At 67.6% G+C, this 13,200-nt stretch carries 10 protein-coding genes and 1 pseudogene; 9 read left to right on the top strand and 2 right to left on the bottom strand.

Annotation, left to right across the window (positions count from 1 at the left end; translation table 11 throughout):
* The first annotated feature begins 48 nt into the window (after positions 1–48).
* Complete coding sequence (locus AC3FKH_RS18195) at positions 49–1,299, top strand: lipoprotein-releasing ABC transporter permease subunit (RefSeq protein WP_483731780.1); 1,251 nt, start codon at positions 49–51, stop codon at positions 1,297–1,299.
* On the top strand, positions 1,292–2,029 hold the full coding sequence (gene lolD / locus AC3FKH_RS18190; RefSeq protein ID WP_483731781.1) for a lipoprotein-releasing ABC transporter ATP-binding protein LolD: 738 nt from the start codon (positions 1,292–1,294) through the stop codon (positions 2,027–2,029). The genes AC3FKH_RS18195 and lolD overlap by 8 nt, the downstream gene beginning before the upstream one ends.
* Before the next feature lie 24 nt (positions 2,030–2,053).
* Here the strand turns inward: lolD and AC3FKH_RS18185 are convergent, their stop codons facing one another.
* Positions 2,054–2,401 carry a DUF2845 domain-containing protein gene (locus AC3FKH_RS18185; protein ID WP_488677233.1) on the bottom strand — a complete coding sequence of 116 codons (348 nt, stop codon included), beginning with the start codon at positions 2,399–2,401 and terminating at the stop codon, positions 2,054–2,056.
* A 128-nt stretch (positions 2,402–2,529) separates the two neighbouring features.
* On the opposite strand from AC3FKH_RS18185, the gene AC3FKH_RS18180 reads away from it, so the two are divergent.
* Positions 2,530–3,378 (top strand): TatD family hydrolase, encoded by an 849-nt coding sequence (locus AC3FKH_RS18180; RefSeq protein WP_488677232.1) that lies wholly within the window; start codon positions 2,530–2,532, stop codon positions 3,376–3,378.
* Between the two features lie 69 nt (positions 3,379–3,447).
* Positions 3,448–5,858 (top strand): annotated as a pseudogene (locus tag AC3FKH_RS18175) (DNA internalization-related competence protein ComEC/Rec2).
* Positions 5,859–5,868: 10 nt separating this feature from the next.
* Here AC3FKH_RS18175 and AC3FKH_RS18170 read toward each other — a convergent pair.
* Complete coding sequence (locus AC3FKH_RS18170; protein WP_483711027.1) at positions 5,869–6,798, bottom strand: MurR/RpiR family transcriptional regulator; 930 nt, start codon at positions 6,796–6,798, stop codon at positions 5,869–5,871.
* A 209-nt stretch (positions 6,799–7,007) separates the two neighbouring features.
* On the opposite strand from AC3FKH_RS18170, the gene edd reads away from it, so the two are divergent.
* From edd to AC3FKH_RS18145, 5 genes are all read left to right on the top strand, one after another.
* On the top strand, positions 7,008–8,903 hold the full coding sequence (gene edd, locus AC3FKH_RS18165; RefSeq protein WP_488677231.1) for a phosphogluconate dehydratase: 1,896 nt from the start codon (positions 7,008–7,010) through the stop codon (positions 8,901–8,903).
* Between the two features lie 145 nt (positions 8,904–9,048).
* Positions 9,049–9,555 carry a gluconokinase gene (locus AC3FKH_RS18160; RefSeq protein WP_488677230.1) on the top strand — a complete coding sequence of 169 codons (507 nt, stop codon included), beginning with the start codon at positions 9,049–9,051 and terminating at the stop codon, positions 9,553–9,555.
* A 227-nt stretch (positions 9,556–9,782) separates the two neighbouring features.
* Positions 9,783–11,258 (top strand): circularly permuted type 2 ATP-grasp protein, encoded by a 1,476-nt coding sequence (locus AC3FKH_RS18155; RefSeq protein WP_488677229.1) that lies wholly within the window; start codon positions 9,783–9,785, stop codon positions 11,256–11,258.
* 54 nt (positions 11,259–11,312) lie between these two features.
* Positions 11,313–12,263 (top strand): alpha-E domain-containing protein, encoded by a 951-nt coding sequence (locus AC3FKH_RS18150; protein ID WP_483731788.1) that lies wholly within the window; start codon positions 11,313–11,315, stop codon positions 12,261–12,263.
* Positions 12,264–12,335: 72 nt separating this feature from the next.
* Positions 12,336–13,175, top strand: a complete 840-nt coding sequence (locus tag AC3FKH_RS18145; protein WP_488677296.1) for a transglutaminase family protein — start codon at positions 12,336–12,338, stop codon at positions 13,173–13,175.
* Positions 13,176–13,200: the final 25 nt, after the last annotated feature.

Genomic DNA, 13,200 nt, shown 5'->3' with positions numbered 1-13,200 from the left:
CCGGCAGTCTCCGGGCACAGGCGCCTTTCCGAAACAACAGGAACCCTCTTGAAATTTCCCTACGAGTGGCAGATTGGCTGGCGATATACCCGCGCAAGCAAGCGCGCCAGCCGCAATACGTTCATATCGTTCATCTCGATGATCTCGATGCTGGGCATCGCGCTCGGCGTCGCCGCGCTGATCGTGGTGCTGTCGGTCATGAACGGCTTCCAGAAGGAAGTGCGCGACCGCATGCTGTCGGTGCTGTCGCATATCGAGGTGATCGGCCCGTCGGCGCTGCCCGACTGGCAGCGCACCGCGGCCGAGGCCATGCAGAACAAGGAAGTCATCGGCGCCGCCCCCTATGTGGCGGCCCAGGCCATGCTGACGCGCGAAGACGCTGTGCGCGGCGTGCTGCTGCGCGGCGTGGATCCGGCCGAGGAGCCGAAGGTGTCGGACATCGGCAAACAGTTCAAGGCTGGCCATATGGAAAGCCTGCAGCCTGGCGAGTTCGGCATCGCGCTGGGCAACGAACTGGCCAATGCCATGGGTGTGCAGGTCGGCGACAAGATCACGCTGCTGGCCCCGCAGGGCACCATCACGCCGGCCGGCGTGTTGCCCAGGCTGAAGCAGTTCACCGTGGTGGGCGTGTTCTCGTCGGGCCATTTCGAATTCGACAGCGCGCTGGCGCTGGTGAACATCCGCGACGCCGAGACCCTGTTCCGCATGAGCGGCCCGACCGGCGTGCGCCTGAAGCTGGTGGACATGCAGCGGGCCCCGCAGGTGGCCAATGAGCTGGCCGGCACGCTGTCCGGCGAGCTCTACCTGCGCGACTGGTCCAAGCAGAACCGCAACTGGTTTGCCGCGGTGCAGACCGAGAAGCGCATGATGTTCATCATCCTGACGCTGATCATCGCCGTGGCCGCGTTCAACCTGGTCTCGACGCTGGTGATGACGGTGACCGACAAGCAGGCGGACATCGCCATCCTGCGCACCATGGGCGCGCAGCCGGGATCGATCATGAAGATCTTCATTGTGCAGGGTGTCGCCATCGGCTTTATCGGCACCTTGCTGGGCGTGGCCGGCGGGACGCTGATCGCCACCAATATCGACGTGATCGTGCCTTTCATCGAGCGGCTGCTGCACGTGCAGTTCCTGCCGCGCGACATCTATTTCATCAGCGAACTGCCTTCCGACCCGCGTGTGAACGATATCGCCACCATCGGCATCATTTCCTTCGTGCTGGCCACGCTGGCCACGCTCTACCCAAGCTGGCGCGCCGCCCGCGTCAATCCGGCGGAGGCGCTGCGTTATGAGTGAAGCCATGCTGCAATCGCATTCCTCCCCCGTGACCGCGCAGGCGCGCACGGGCACGCCGGTGCTGATGGGCGAAGGCCTGTTCAAGCGTTTCCAGCAGGGCGGACTCGACGTCGAAGTCCTCAAGGGCGTGGACGTGCGCGTGGACGCCGGCGAGAAGGTGGCCATCGTCGGCGCCTCGGGCTCGGGAAAGAGCACGCTGTTGCATGTGCTGGGCGGATTGGACAATCCCGACGCGGGCCGCGTGGCGCTGCACGGCAAGCCCTTCACGGCGCTGCGCGAGCGCGAGCGCAATGTCGTGCGCAACCGCTCGCTCGGCTTCGTCTACCAGTTCCACCACCTGCTGCCGGAATTCACCGCGCTGGACAACGTGGGCATGCCGATGCGCATCCGTGGCCTGGACCAGTCCGCGGCGCGCGACGCGGCGCAGAACATGCTCGATCGTGTTGGCCTGGGCGGCCGAGCGAAGCATCGCCCCGGCGAGCTTTCCGGCGGCGAACGCCAGCGCGTGGCGATTGCGCGCGCGCTGGTCGGGCAGCCGGCCTGCGTGCTGGCCGACGAGCCGACCGGCAACCTGGACGACCACACCGCGGGCGGCGTGTACGACCTGATGCTGGAACTGTCGCGCACGCTGGGCACGAGCTTCGTCATCGTCACGCACGACCTGGACCTTGCCAGCCGCTGCGACCGCGTGCTGCGCCTGCGCGACGGGCACCTGCACCAGGAGCGCTGACGCGTCCGGCCGCGGGCGCAAAGCTCAGCGCACGCGGTTCCCGTAGCGGATCGTGCGGAGCTGGCCTTCGGTGAACAGCAGGATGGTCATGAACTGGCCGTAGCCGGGGTTGTAGGTCCACTCCTCGACGTTCTCGCAGGCCGGGCTGATGACGCTGCCGTCCTGCGCGGCGGCCCGGGCAGCCGCGTTCGGCAGGGGTTTGCAGAACGCATCGCGGTAGACCGGTTCGCCGCAGTTCTGCAGGATCTCGGCCTTGCCGGCGCCGTTCTGGACCAGGTAGCCGCCGCAGCGCATCGACTGGGCGCTGGCGGGTGCGGCGCAGAGCAGGACGGCGGCGGTGATGATGCTGCCCGTCAGGTGGATTGCCTTCATGCAAGCTCCTTGGATAGGCCGGTTGCGCGCAAGCGCGCTCAACATCACATCGGCCGATCCGGAAATGTACGAAAATTGCGGAATCCGCGCTACCCCCGCCGGCGGAACCCCTTCAGGAATTTGATGCCATGTGGATCGACACCCATTGCCATCTCGATGCCAGCGAATTCGACCGTGATCGCGGGCAGGTGGCCGACGCCGCCGCGGCCGCGGGCGTGACCGGCATCGTGGTGCCGGCCGTGGCGGTGTCGAACTTTGACGCGGTGCGCACGCTGGCGCAGCGGGACTCGCGCTGCGTCTATGCGCTCGGAATTCATCCGCTGTGCTCGCCCGGTGCGGCGCAGGCGGATGTGGAGACACTGCGCCGTGAGGTTGCGGCATCGATCGGCGATCCGCGCTTCGTCGGCATCGGCGAGATCGGCCTCGACTTCTTTGTCGCGGGCCTGGATGCCGATCACCAGACGTGGCTGTACATCGAGCAGCTGAAGATTGCGCGTGATTTCGATCTGCCGGTGCTGCTGCACGTGCGCAAGTCGCAGGACCAGGTCGGCGCGCAACTGCGCAAGCTTGGCGTGCGGCAGGGCATTGCCCATGCCTTCAACGGCAGCCACGAGCAGGCGCGCCGCTTTATCGACCAGGGACTCCGGCTCGGCGTTGGCGGCAACGTGACCTTCAGCCGCGCGCGGCAGATCCGCCGGCTGGCCGCCGAGTTGCCGCTCGACGCGCTGGTGCTGGAAACCGATGCGCCGGACATCGCGCCCGCATGGCTGTCCGATGACCAGTTCGGCGAGCAGCACAAGGCTCGCAACACGCCCGCCGAAGTGGCTGGCGTCGCCGGCGTGCTGGGCGAACTGCGCGGGCTGGAACCCGCTGCACTGGCGCAGGCCATGTGGCGCAACTCGGTGGCGGCTCTGCCGCGCCTGGCTGCGTTTGCTGACGCGATGGCGCCCTGCAACGCGGCCGACAACAACTCCTGACTCGCAGACAAGCTTTTCCCGGCAACGCGGCGGTACAACGAAGACCTTCTGACTTGCCGGGAAAGCTTCGTGCGCCTGATCCTGCTGGGTTTCGTGGCTGGCTGCTGGGCCTTGCAGCGGCAGGGTGCCTTGCCGGCGGCCGGCATGCTGGCCGTGGCGGCGATTTTGCTGGCTGTCCTGAGTGCGATCGTGGTAGCGCGGCTCCGGCGCCGCCCCGCAAACTGGCTAGCGCGCGGGGCAGCGGTGCTGCTGGGGTTTGCCGTGGGCTTTTGCTGGTCCGCGTGGCGTGCGCAGTGGCGCATGGGCGACTGGTTGACGACCGAGCACGAGGCGCGCGACATCGAGGTGTCAGGCGTGGTGTCCGGTTTGCCTGCCGAACTCGCGCCAGGCGCACGCTTTGCCTTCACGATCGAAGCTGCGCCACGCGGCGAACGCGTGCCGGACCGCGTCATCCTGAACTGGCGCGAGGCGCCCCCGAACTACGGCCGGGCCAGCGCTATCTGTTCACGGTGCGGTTGCGCCGTCCGCGCGGGTTGGCCAATCCTTACGGCTTCGACTACGCGTACTGGCTGCTCGCGCAAGGCTATGGCGCGACGGGATACGTGCGCAACGTGCGCAAGGGTCCGCAGGACGCGGCCCATGAGCGGCTGGCGTGGCGCATCGAGGCGCAACGTGCGTCGCTGCGCGACCGCATCCGTGCCGCGCTGCCGCCGCACGCGCGCTTCGCGCCGGTCCTGGTGGCACTGGTCGTCGGCGATCAGCGTGGTATCGACAGCGACGACTGGCTGCTGTTCAACCGCACCGGCACGGGTCACCTGATCAGCATTTCCGGATTGCATATCACCATGATCGCCGGCATGGCCGCGGGGCTGATGCACTGGGCGTGGCGCCACTCCTTTGGCCTGGGCCGCCGCTTGCGCAGGCCGCTGCCGTTGCGGTGCCCGGCGCGGCAGGCGGGGCTCGTGGCGGCGGTGCTGGCGGGATTGGGCTACGGGCTGATTGCCGGTCTGCAGATCCCCGCACTGCGCACCGTGGCCATGCTGTCGATTGCCGCGCTTGCCGCCTGGGGCGCGCGTACGCCGCCGGCATCGGTGGTGCTGGCGTGGGCCGCGTTCGTCGCGCTGTGGCTGGACCCGTGGGCGGTGCTGCAGCCGGGCTTCTGGCTGTCATTCGGCGCGGTCGGCGTGATCTTCCTGGCGGCGGCACATCGCGAAACGCCGGCGAGCGGCTTCTGGTCGCGCGTGCATGCCTCGCTGGCCAGCGCCGCCCGCACGCAATGGGCCGTCACGCTTGGGCTGGTGCCGCTTACGCTGCTGCTGTTCCGGCAGTTTTCCGTCATTTCCCCACTGGCCAATGCCGCCGCCATTCCAGTGGTCAGCCTGCTGGTCACGCCGCTGGCGCTGCTGGGCGCGGTGATGCCGCCCTTCCTGGCCGGGCCGCTGCTGGCGATTGCGCATCAGGCGCTGGCATGGCTGGCGGTGCTGCTGCGGTGGCTGGCCTCGCTCGAATGGGCGGTCTGGGAAACCGCGCAGGCCGGCGTGCTGGAGACCGCTTTGGCTGTTGCGGGCACCTTCGCGCTGCTGGCGCCGGCGGCGTTCGGTCTGCGCATACGGCTGCATGGGCTGCTGTTGAGTCTTCCCATGGTGCTTGCACGCGGCGATGCCATTGCGCCAGGAGAATTCCGCGCGGTGATGCTTGACGTGGGGCAGGGCACTTCCGTACTGGTGCGCACGCGCACGCATGCCTTGCTGTATGACGCCGGGCCAGCCTATGCCTCGGGCGGCAGTGCGGGGACGCACGTGATCCTGCCCTACCTGCGCGCGGCTGGAGTACGCAAGCTCGACCATCTGATGGTCAGCCACGAGGATATCGATCACGCAGGCGGCGCGCGGCACGTCATGGAAGCGGTGACGGTCGATGCGAGATCAACGGCCGCCCCGGCGGGACACGTGCTGCTTGGCGAGGCCGAATGGACGCCGTGCCACGCGGGCCAGCGCTGGGAATGGGATGGCGTGCAGTTCACGGTGTTGCATCCGGCCGTCGAGCAGTCGCGCGATGCGGTGGTGGGCAGCAATGCGCGCAGCTGCGTGCTGCGGGTGGGCAATGGCCGCAGCAGCCTGTTGCTGACCGGTGATATCGGACGCGCAGAAGAACGCGAGCTAGCCGAGCGGCTGTCCGCGGAGTTGCTGCGTGCCGATGTCCTGGTCGTGCCGCACCACGGCAGTGGCACATCGTCGGGTCCGGCGTGGCTGGCGGCGGTCAGGCCCGCTGCGGCGGTGTTCCAGCTTGGCTATCGCAATCGCTATCAGCATCCGCGTGGCGAGGTGTGGGCGCGTTATGGCGATGCGGGCATCCAGCGCTACCGCACCGACGAAACCGGCGCGGTCACCATGGACACGCATGGCGAAGGCTATTCGCTGGCCGCGTTCCGCCAGGTGGAGCGTCGCTACTGGCGCGACGCCCCGGAGGCGCCGCGATAGCCAGGGGATGTCAGTGGGCGGTGCGAGAGCGAGACCGCGCGGCTGTCTTGCGGCTGGCCGGTGGCGATGGCGCATCCGCTTCCTGCGGCGCCCGGGCGGGTCCCGCGCCGCCGATGCGGCGCTCGCGCAGATGGGCCTTGGCGCGCTGCAGTCCCGCCGCGACAGTATCGGCACGCTCCAGCGCCACGCCGGCCGCGAGCACGTCGCCGAGCACGAGGTGGCAGATGCGCGACGTCATCGGCGTATAGACTTCGCTGTCCTCTTCCACGTCGGAAAACACGCAGACGTCGGCCAGCTTGGCCAGCGGCGAGCCGCTATGCGTCAGGGCCAGCACGCTTGCGCCGCTGGAACGGGCCAGCGTGGCGGCAGTCAGCATGTCCCACGTGCGGCCACTGTTCGAAACCAGTACGGCGACATCGCCGGGCCCGAGCAGGGCGGCCGACATGCTGAACACATGCGGATCGGAGTAAGCCGTGGTCGGCATGCCCAGGCGGAAAAACTTGTGCTGGATGTCGAGTGCGACGATGCCCGAGTTGCCGCAGCCATAGAACTCGATGCGGCGCGCGGTGGCAAGCAGGCGGATGCCGTGCTCGACCTGGTCCGCCGACAGCGCATTGCGCACGCTCATGAGCGTGGCAATGGTGCGGTCGAATACTTTGCCGGCAATGTCGGCGGGGCCGTCGTCCGGCTTCACGTCCTGGTGCACGAAAGGCGTGCCCCCGCCCACGTTTTGCGCGAACTGCAGCTTGAATTCACGGAATCCGTCATAGCCCAGCGCCGCGCAGAAGCGCGCGATGGTGGGTTGCGACACGCCGGCGCGCTCGGCCAGTTCCGGCATGGAAAGCCGGATCACGCTGGCGCCGTGGCGGGCGACATAGTCGGCCAGGCGGCGTTCGGACGGACGGAGCGTGTCGTAGACGGCAAGGATTCGGTCGCGCATGACGGTGGCGGAGCGTGGCTGGCAGGATCTGAATGTAGATATTCTACAGCGCCGTGGCTTTGCGGAGCCGAGGGGTTGCCGTGAAATTGCGCTAGGGATTTCCCGTATTCCGTGGATTCTGTGATGTTTGTGATCTCAAGGAGGCTGCTCGCGTGAATCTTGTATCGCTATAATGTAGAAAATCTACAGGCCAATAGGAACGTCCAGCCATGCCCCACGCCGTCCATGCCGAAATCCTTGCCGTGACCCGGCGCATCGCCGAGCGCAGCCGCGCCAGCCGGCAGGCCTACCTGGCGCGTTGCGAACGTGCGCAGGCGGAACTGGGTCCACTGCGCGGCATGTCGTGCGCCAACCTGGCGCACGGCTTTGCCGCGCTGCCGGCGCACGACAAGCTCAAGCTGCGCGTCGAACATGCGGCCAATCTCGGCATCGTGACGGCCTACAACGACATGCTGTCGGCGCACCAGCCATACGAGCGCTATCCCGGCGTGATCCGTGAAGCGGCACGCGCGGCCGGCGCCGTGGCGCAGGTGGCCGGCGGCGTGCCGGCGATGTGCGACGGCATCACGCAGGGCAACCCCGGCATGGAGCTGTCGCTGTTTTCGCGCGATGCCATTGCCATGAGCACGGCGGTGGCGCTGTCGCACAACACGTTCGACGCGGCGGTGATGCTGGGCGTTTGCGACAAGATCGTCCCGGGCCTGGTGATGGGGGCGCTGCAGTTCGGCCACCTGCCGGTCGTATTCGTGCCGGCCGGGCCGATGGCAAGCGGCCTGCCGAACAAGGAGAAGGCACGCGTGCGCCAGCTTTACGCCACCGGCCAGGTCGGCCGCGAAGCGCTGCTCGAAGCCGAGTGCGAGGCCTATCACGGCGCCGGCACCTGCACCTTCTACGGTACCGCCAACAGCAACCAGTTCCTGATGGAAATCATGGGCCTGCACCTGCCCGGCGCAGCCTTCGTCCACCCGGACAGCGGCCTGCGCGACGCGCTGACCGCGGCAGCGGCGCAGCGCGCGCTGGCCCTGTCGGCGCGGGGCGGCGAGTACCTGCCGATGGCGCGCATCGTCGACGAGCGAGCCATCGTCAACGCGATGGTCGGCCTGCTGGCCACCGGCGGTTCCACCAACCACACCATCCATCTCGTAGCCATGGCGCGCGCGGCGGGTGTGCTGATCGACTGGGACGACTTTGACCGCCTGTCCCGCATCACGCCGCTGCTGGCGCGCGTCTATCCGAACGGCTCGGCGGATGTGAACCACTTCCACGCCGCGGGCGGCGTGGGTTACGTGATTCGCCAGCTGCTGCAGGCCGGGCTGGTGCACGAGGACGTGCAGACCGTGGCCGGCCCTGGCCTGGCACGCTACACGCAGGAGCCCGTGCTGGTCGACGGCGTCCTGCAGTGGCGCGATGGCGCCAATACCAGCGGCGACGCCCAGGTGCTCGCCACCGCCGCCGAGCCGTTCTCCGACGAGGGTGGCCTGCGCCTGATGCAGGGCAACCTGGGCCGCGGCGTGATCAAGGTGTCCGCCGTGGCGCCCGAACACCGCGTGGTCGAGGCGCCGGCGCGCGTGTTCGATTCGCAGGAGGCCCTGCAAGCGGCCTTCGAAGCGGGCGAGTTGAACCGCGACGTGGTGGCGGTAGTGCGTTTCCAGGGGCCCAATGCCAACGGCATGCCAGAACTGCATCGCCTGACGCCCGTGCTTGGTGCGCTGCAGGATGCGGGGCACCGCGTGGCGCTGGTGACGGATGGCCGCATGTCCGGCGCCTCCGGCAAGGTCCCCGCGGTGATCCACATGGGCCCCGAGGCACTGGCCGGCGGACCGCTGGCGCGCGTGCGCGATGGCGACCTGGTGCGCATGGACGCCGTTGCCGGCACGCTTGCCTGGCTCGGTGATCCGGCCGAATTCGCGGCGCGCCCCGTCGCGCCAGCGCCGGCTGACGATTTCGCACGGTTCAGCATGGGCCGCGGCCTGTTCGGGCTGTTCCGGCGTCACGCGCGCATGGCGGAAGAGGGCGGCAGCGCACTAGACCTGTCCGAGGCCGACGCCATGCCGGCGGCCGCCGCGCCCGGAACTGCCACGGCGGCGCATTCCGTCGCACAATAGCCGGGCCAAGGCCCGTTTCATCCGATTGACTCGATTCCCCCGGCCGGTGCCAGCCGCCAGCCGGGCACCTGCGCGCCGCCTGCCGGCGCCAGGCTACCGACAAGGATGGGGCAAACCATCCGACACCATGATCGATGGAGCAGACATGATCTATATCCTGATGGGCGTTTCCGGCAGCGGCAAATCCACGGTTGGCGAAATGCTGGCGCAACGCCTGGGCTGCGCGTTCCATGACGCGGACGAATTCCACAGCGCCGCCAACAAGGCCAAGATGCACGCGGGCATCCCGCTTACCGACGAGGATCGCTGGCCCTGGCTGGCGGCCATGCGCGCGGCCATCGATGCCGCGCGGGCCGAGGGCCGGACCCACGTGTTCACCTGCTCCGCGCTGCGCCAGGTGTATCGCGACCGGCTGACGCCGCCGGATGGCGGCGTGACCTTCGTCTACATGAAGGGCGACGCGTCGGTGATCGGCTCGCGCCTGTCCGCGCGCACGGACCACTTCTTCAACCCGGCATTGCTGCAGAGCCAGCTCGATACCCTGGAAGAACCCGAAGGTGCGCTGGTACTCGATATCCGGCAAACGCCGGAGGCGCTGGTGCAGGCCATCCTCGAAGACGGCGAACGCCACCGCGCCACCGCCGCGCGCTGACCCACTCCTGCACGCGCGCCTGCGGTACCCCTGGCAGGCATCTTGCTTCACCCGTTTCCGTGCCGCGCCATCGCGGGGACTTGCGGCTTTCGCTGGCGCAAGTATGCTGAAAGGGCCAGTCACTCGACAGTCTGTAGAGCCAAAAAACAAGGGGCGGCGATTCCGGTGGGAGACCGGCAGGCCAGGCGACCAGGACGCCCCCCGATTTCACGGAGGGAAGGGTCATCATGGCGGCGCGCTTTTTCGACGAGATGCTGGATTGGCGGGATGACGAGCGCAATACCGTCATCCAGGCGGGGCAGGCACTGCCGGGTGGCCTGGTACGGCCGCACTACCGGCAATTCTCGGACTGGCTGGCGCGGCAGTCCGACAACACCATGGCCAACAAGCGGGCCGAGGCCGACCTGATCTTCCGGCGCGTCGGCATTACGTTCGCGGTCTACGGCGACAAGGATGAATCCAACAGCGGCACCGAGCGGACCATTCCGTTCGACGTGATCCCGCGCATCTTCCCGGCCAGCGAATGGGCGACCCTGGACAAGGGCCTGCGCCAGCGCGTGGCGGCGCTGAACCGCTTCATCCACGACATCTACCACGGGCAGGACATCATCCGCGCCGGCGTGATCCCGCCGGACCAGATCTACAACAACGCGCAGTACCGCCCCGAGATGCTGGGCCTGGATGTTCCGCACGACGTCTACGCGCACGTGGCCGGCATCGACGTCGTGCGGGCCGGCGAGGGCGAGTTCTACGTGCTGGAGGACAACCTGCGTGTACCGTCGGGCGTGTCGTACATGCTCGAAAACCGCAAGATGATGATGCGGTTATTTCCGGATCTCTTCGCACGCAACCGCGTCGCGCCGGTGGCCCACTATCCCGACCTGCTGCTCGACATGCTGCGCGGGGTTTCGCCGCAGGCCATCGCCGACCCCACCGTGGTGGTGCTGACACCGGGCATGTACAACTCGGCTTACTTCGAACACGCTTTCCTGGCGCAGCAGATGGGCGTGGAACTGGTCGAAGGCAGCGACCTCTTCGTCGAGGACGATCATCTCTACATGCGCACCACGCAGGGGCCGCAGCGCATCGACGTGATCTACCGCCGCGTGGACGACGATTTTCTCGATCCGCTGGTGTTCCGGCACGATTCCTCGCTAGGCGCTGCCGGGCTGCTGTCGGTCTACCGCGCGGGCAACGTGACCATCTGCAATGCCATCGGCACCGGTGTGGCCGACGACAAGTCGATCTACCCGTACGTGCCCGACATGATCCGCTTCTACCTGGGCGAAGAGGCCATCCTCAACAACGTGCCGACCTATATGTGCCGGCGCCCGGACGACCTGCAGTACGTGCTCGACAACATGGCGGAACTGGTGGTCAAGGAAACCCATGGCGCGGGCGGTTACGGCATGCTGGTCGGGCCGGCGGCCACGCGCGCGGAGATCGATACCTTCCGCGAGGTGGTGAAGTCGCGGCCAGAGCAGTACATCGCCCAGCCGACGCTGGCGTTGTCGACCTGCCCGACCTATGTCGAAGCGGGTATCGCGCCGCGCCATATCGACCTGCGTCCGTTCGTGCTGTCGGGGCGCGAGGTGCGCATGGTGCCGGGCGGGCTCACGCGCGTCGCGCTGCGCGAAGGATCGCTGGTGGTGAATTCCTCGCAGGGCGGGGGCACCAAGGACACCTGGGTGCTGGAGCGCTGAGTCCTCCGCCACCACGTCGCCACGCAGCCACGATCGAATAGCGAGGAGAATCCCATGCTGAGCCGCACCGCCGACCATCTTTTCTGGATGGCCCGCTATACCGAACGCGCGGAGAACACCGCGCGCATGCTGGACGTCAACTACCAGACCTCGCTGCTGCCGCAGTCCGCGGAAGTGGCGGAGCAGGGCTGGTGGGCCATGTTAGACATCTCGGAACTGACCCGTGCGTTCGACCACAAGTACGGGCTGCTGACGCGCGACGACGTGATCGATTTCATGGTGCGCGACATGACCAACCCGTCGTCGATCATGAGCTGCCTGCGCGCGGCACGTGAGAACGCGCGCGCGGTGCGCGGCTCGCTCACCACCGAGGTCTGGGAAACAGTCAACACCACCTGGCTCGATGTGCAGCGCATCATCGCGGACGGGGAGCTGCAGGAAGACCCGTCGCGTTTCTTCGAGTGGGTCAAGTTCCGCTCGCACCTGGCGCGCGGGGTGCAGTTCGGCACCATGCTGAAGGACGACGCCTTCCACTTCATGCGGCTCGGCACGTTCCTGGAGCGGGCCGACAACACCGCGCGGATCCTCGACGTGAAGTTCCAGGCGTCGGGCTCGGACGACACCGATTCCAATCGAGAGCAGAACGATTTCTACCACTGGGCCGCGGTGCTGCGCTCGGTGTCGGGCTTCGAGGTCTACCGCAAGGTCTACCGCGCGGTGATCACGCCGCAGCGCGTGGCCGAGCTGTTGATCCTGCGCCCGGACATGCCGCGTTCGCTGGTGTCGAGCATGGATGAGGTGGTGGCCATCCTTGCGGTGGTCTGCAACCAGCAATCGGGAGAGACCGAGCGCCAGGCTGGTAAACTCCATGCCGACCTGAAATATGCCCGCATCGACGACATTTTTGCTGTCGGGCTGCACGCTTTCCTGACCAGCTTCCTGGAGCGCATCGGCGATCTCGGCAACGGCATCAGCCGTGATTTCCTGGTGCCGCTGGCGGCCTAGTGCCGAGTACTCGGACGGATGCCGCGGAGAGCACCCATGTGCAGCAGTCGTCGCGGCGGCCTTCCGAACACCGTGAAATACAAGATTCATCACCAGACCGTCTATCACTACGCGGAACCGGTGCGGCGCAGCGTGCACGAATTGCGGCTCGCGCCGCGCTCGGGGCCGCTGCAGGCCGTGCAGGGCTGGGAACTCCAGGCACCTGGCAACCTTTCCGAGGCGCGCGATGGCTTCGGCAATATCGTCCATAACTTCACCGTCAAGGGCCCGGCCGACACCATCGCCATCACTGCGATCGGTGAAGTAGAGGTCACAACTGCGCACGGTGAAGTCGGGCGAGACGGGCATCATGCCTTCCGCGATGCGCCCGCTGCGGGCGAGGCGCGGGTCTCGCCGCTGTACTTCGTCGGCGGCACGCCGCTGACCGCCGCCCCGCCTGAGATGCAGGCATTCGCCGCGCCGTTCCTGGCATCCGGACACGAGGTGCCGGCGCTGCTGGCGCTGGCCGGCGGCATCGCCGATCACGTACGTTATGCAGCCAACACCACGCATGTTGGCACCTCCGCGGCCGAGGCGTTCCATCTTGGCAGCGGGGTTTGCCAGGACCAGGCGCAGGTAATGGTGGCCGCGTGCCGCGCGTTCGGCATTCCCGCGCGCTATGTAAGCGGATACTTCTACGATCCGGCGGCCACGGAACTGGCCAGCCACGCCTGGGCGGATGTCTGCCTGGATGCGGGGCAGGACCTGTGGTGCAGCATCGATGTGACGCACCGTTGTGTGACGGATCACCGGCACGTGCGGCTTGCGGTCGGACGTGACTACCAGTCTGCGGCACCGGTCCGTGGCATTCTCGAGGGCGGCGGCGGCGAGACCCTGCAGGTGAATATTGCCATCACGCCGCTGACGGACTGAAGGGGCGCGCGGCCCGCCGCACCGG

This window comes from Cupriavidus sp. 21MJTG02-4 (assembly GCF_057798975.1).
The sequence above is the reverse complement of the archived record's forward strand: the minus strand, read 5'-3'. Positions and strand labels throughout refer to the sequence as shown.

Excerpts from the sequence above, each read along its gene's own strand:
- lolD (WP_483731781.1), top strand. The coding sequence starts at position 1,292 with ATGAGTGAAGCCATGCTGCAATCGCATTCCTCCCCCGTGACCGCGCAG.
- AC3FKH_RS18185 (WP_488677233.1), bottom strand. The coding sequence starts at position 2,401 with ATGAAGGCAATCCACCTGACGGGCAGCATCATCACCGCCGCCGTCCTG.
- AC3FKH_RS18180 (WP_488677232.1), top strand. The coding sequence starts at position 2,530 with ATGTGGATCGACACCCATTGCCATCTCGATGCCAGCGAATTCGACCGT.
- AC3FKH_RS18170 (WP_483711027.1), bottom strand. The coding sequence starts at position 6,798 with ATGCGCGACCGAATCCTTGCCGTCTACGACACGCTCCGTCCGTCCGAA.
- edd (WP_488677231.1), top strand. The coding sequence starts at position 7,008 with ATGCCCCACGCCGTCCATGCCGAAATCCTTGCCGTGACCCGGCGCATC.
- AC3FKH_RS18160 (WP_488677230.1), top strand. The coding sequence starts at position 9,049 with ATGATCTATATCCTGATGGGCGTTTCCGGCAGCGGCAAATCCACGGTT.
- AC3FKH_RS18155 (WP_488677229.1), top strand. The coding sequence starts at position 9,783 with ATGGCGGCGCGCTTTTTCGACGAGATGCTGGATTGGCGGGATGACGAG.
- AC3FKH_RS18150 (WP_483731788.1), top strand. The coding sequence starts at position 11,313 with ATGCTGAGCCGCACCGCCGACCATCTTTTCTGGATGGCCCGCTATACC.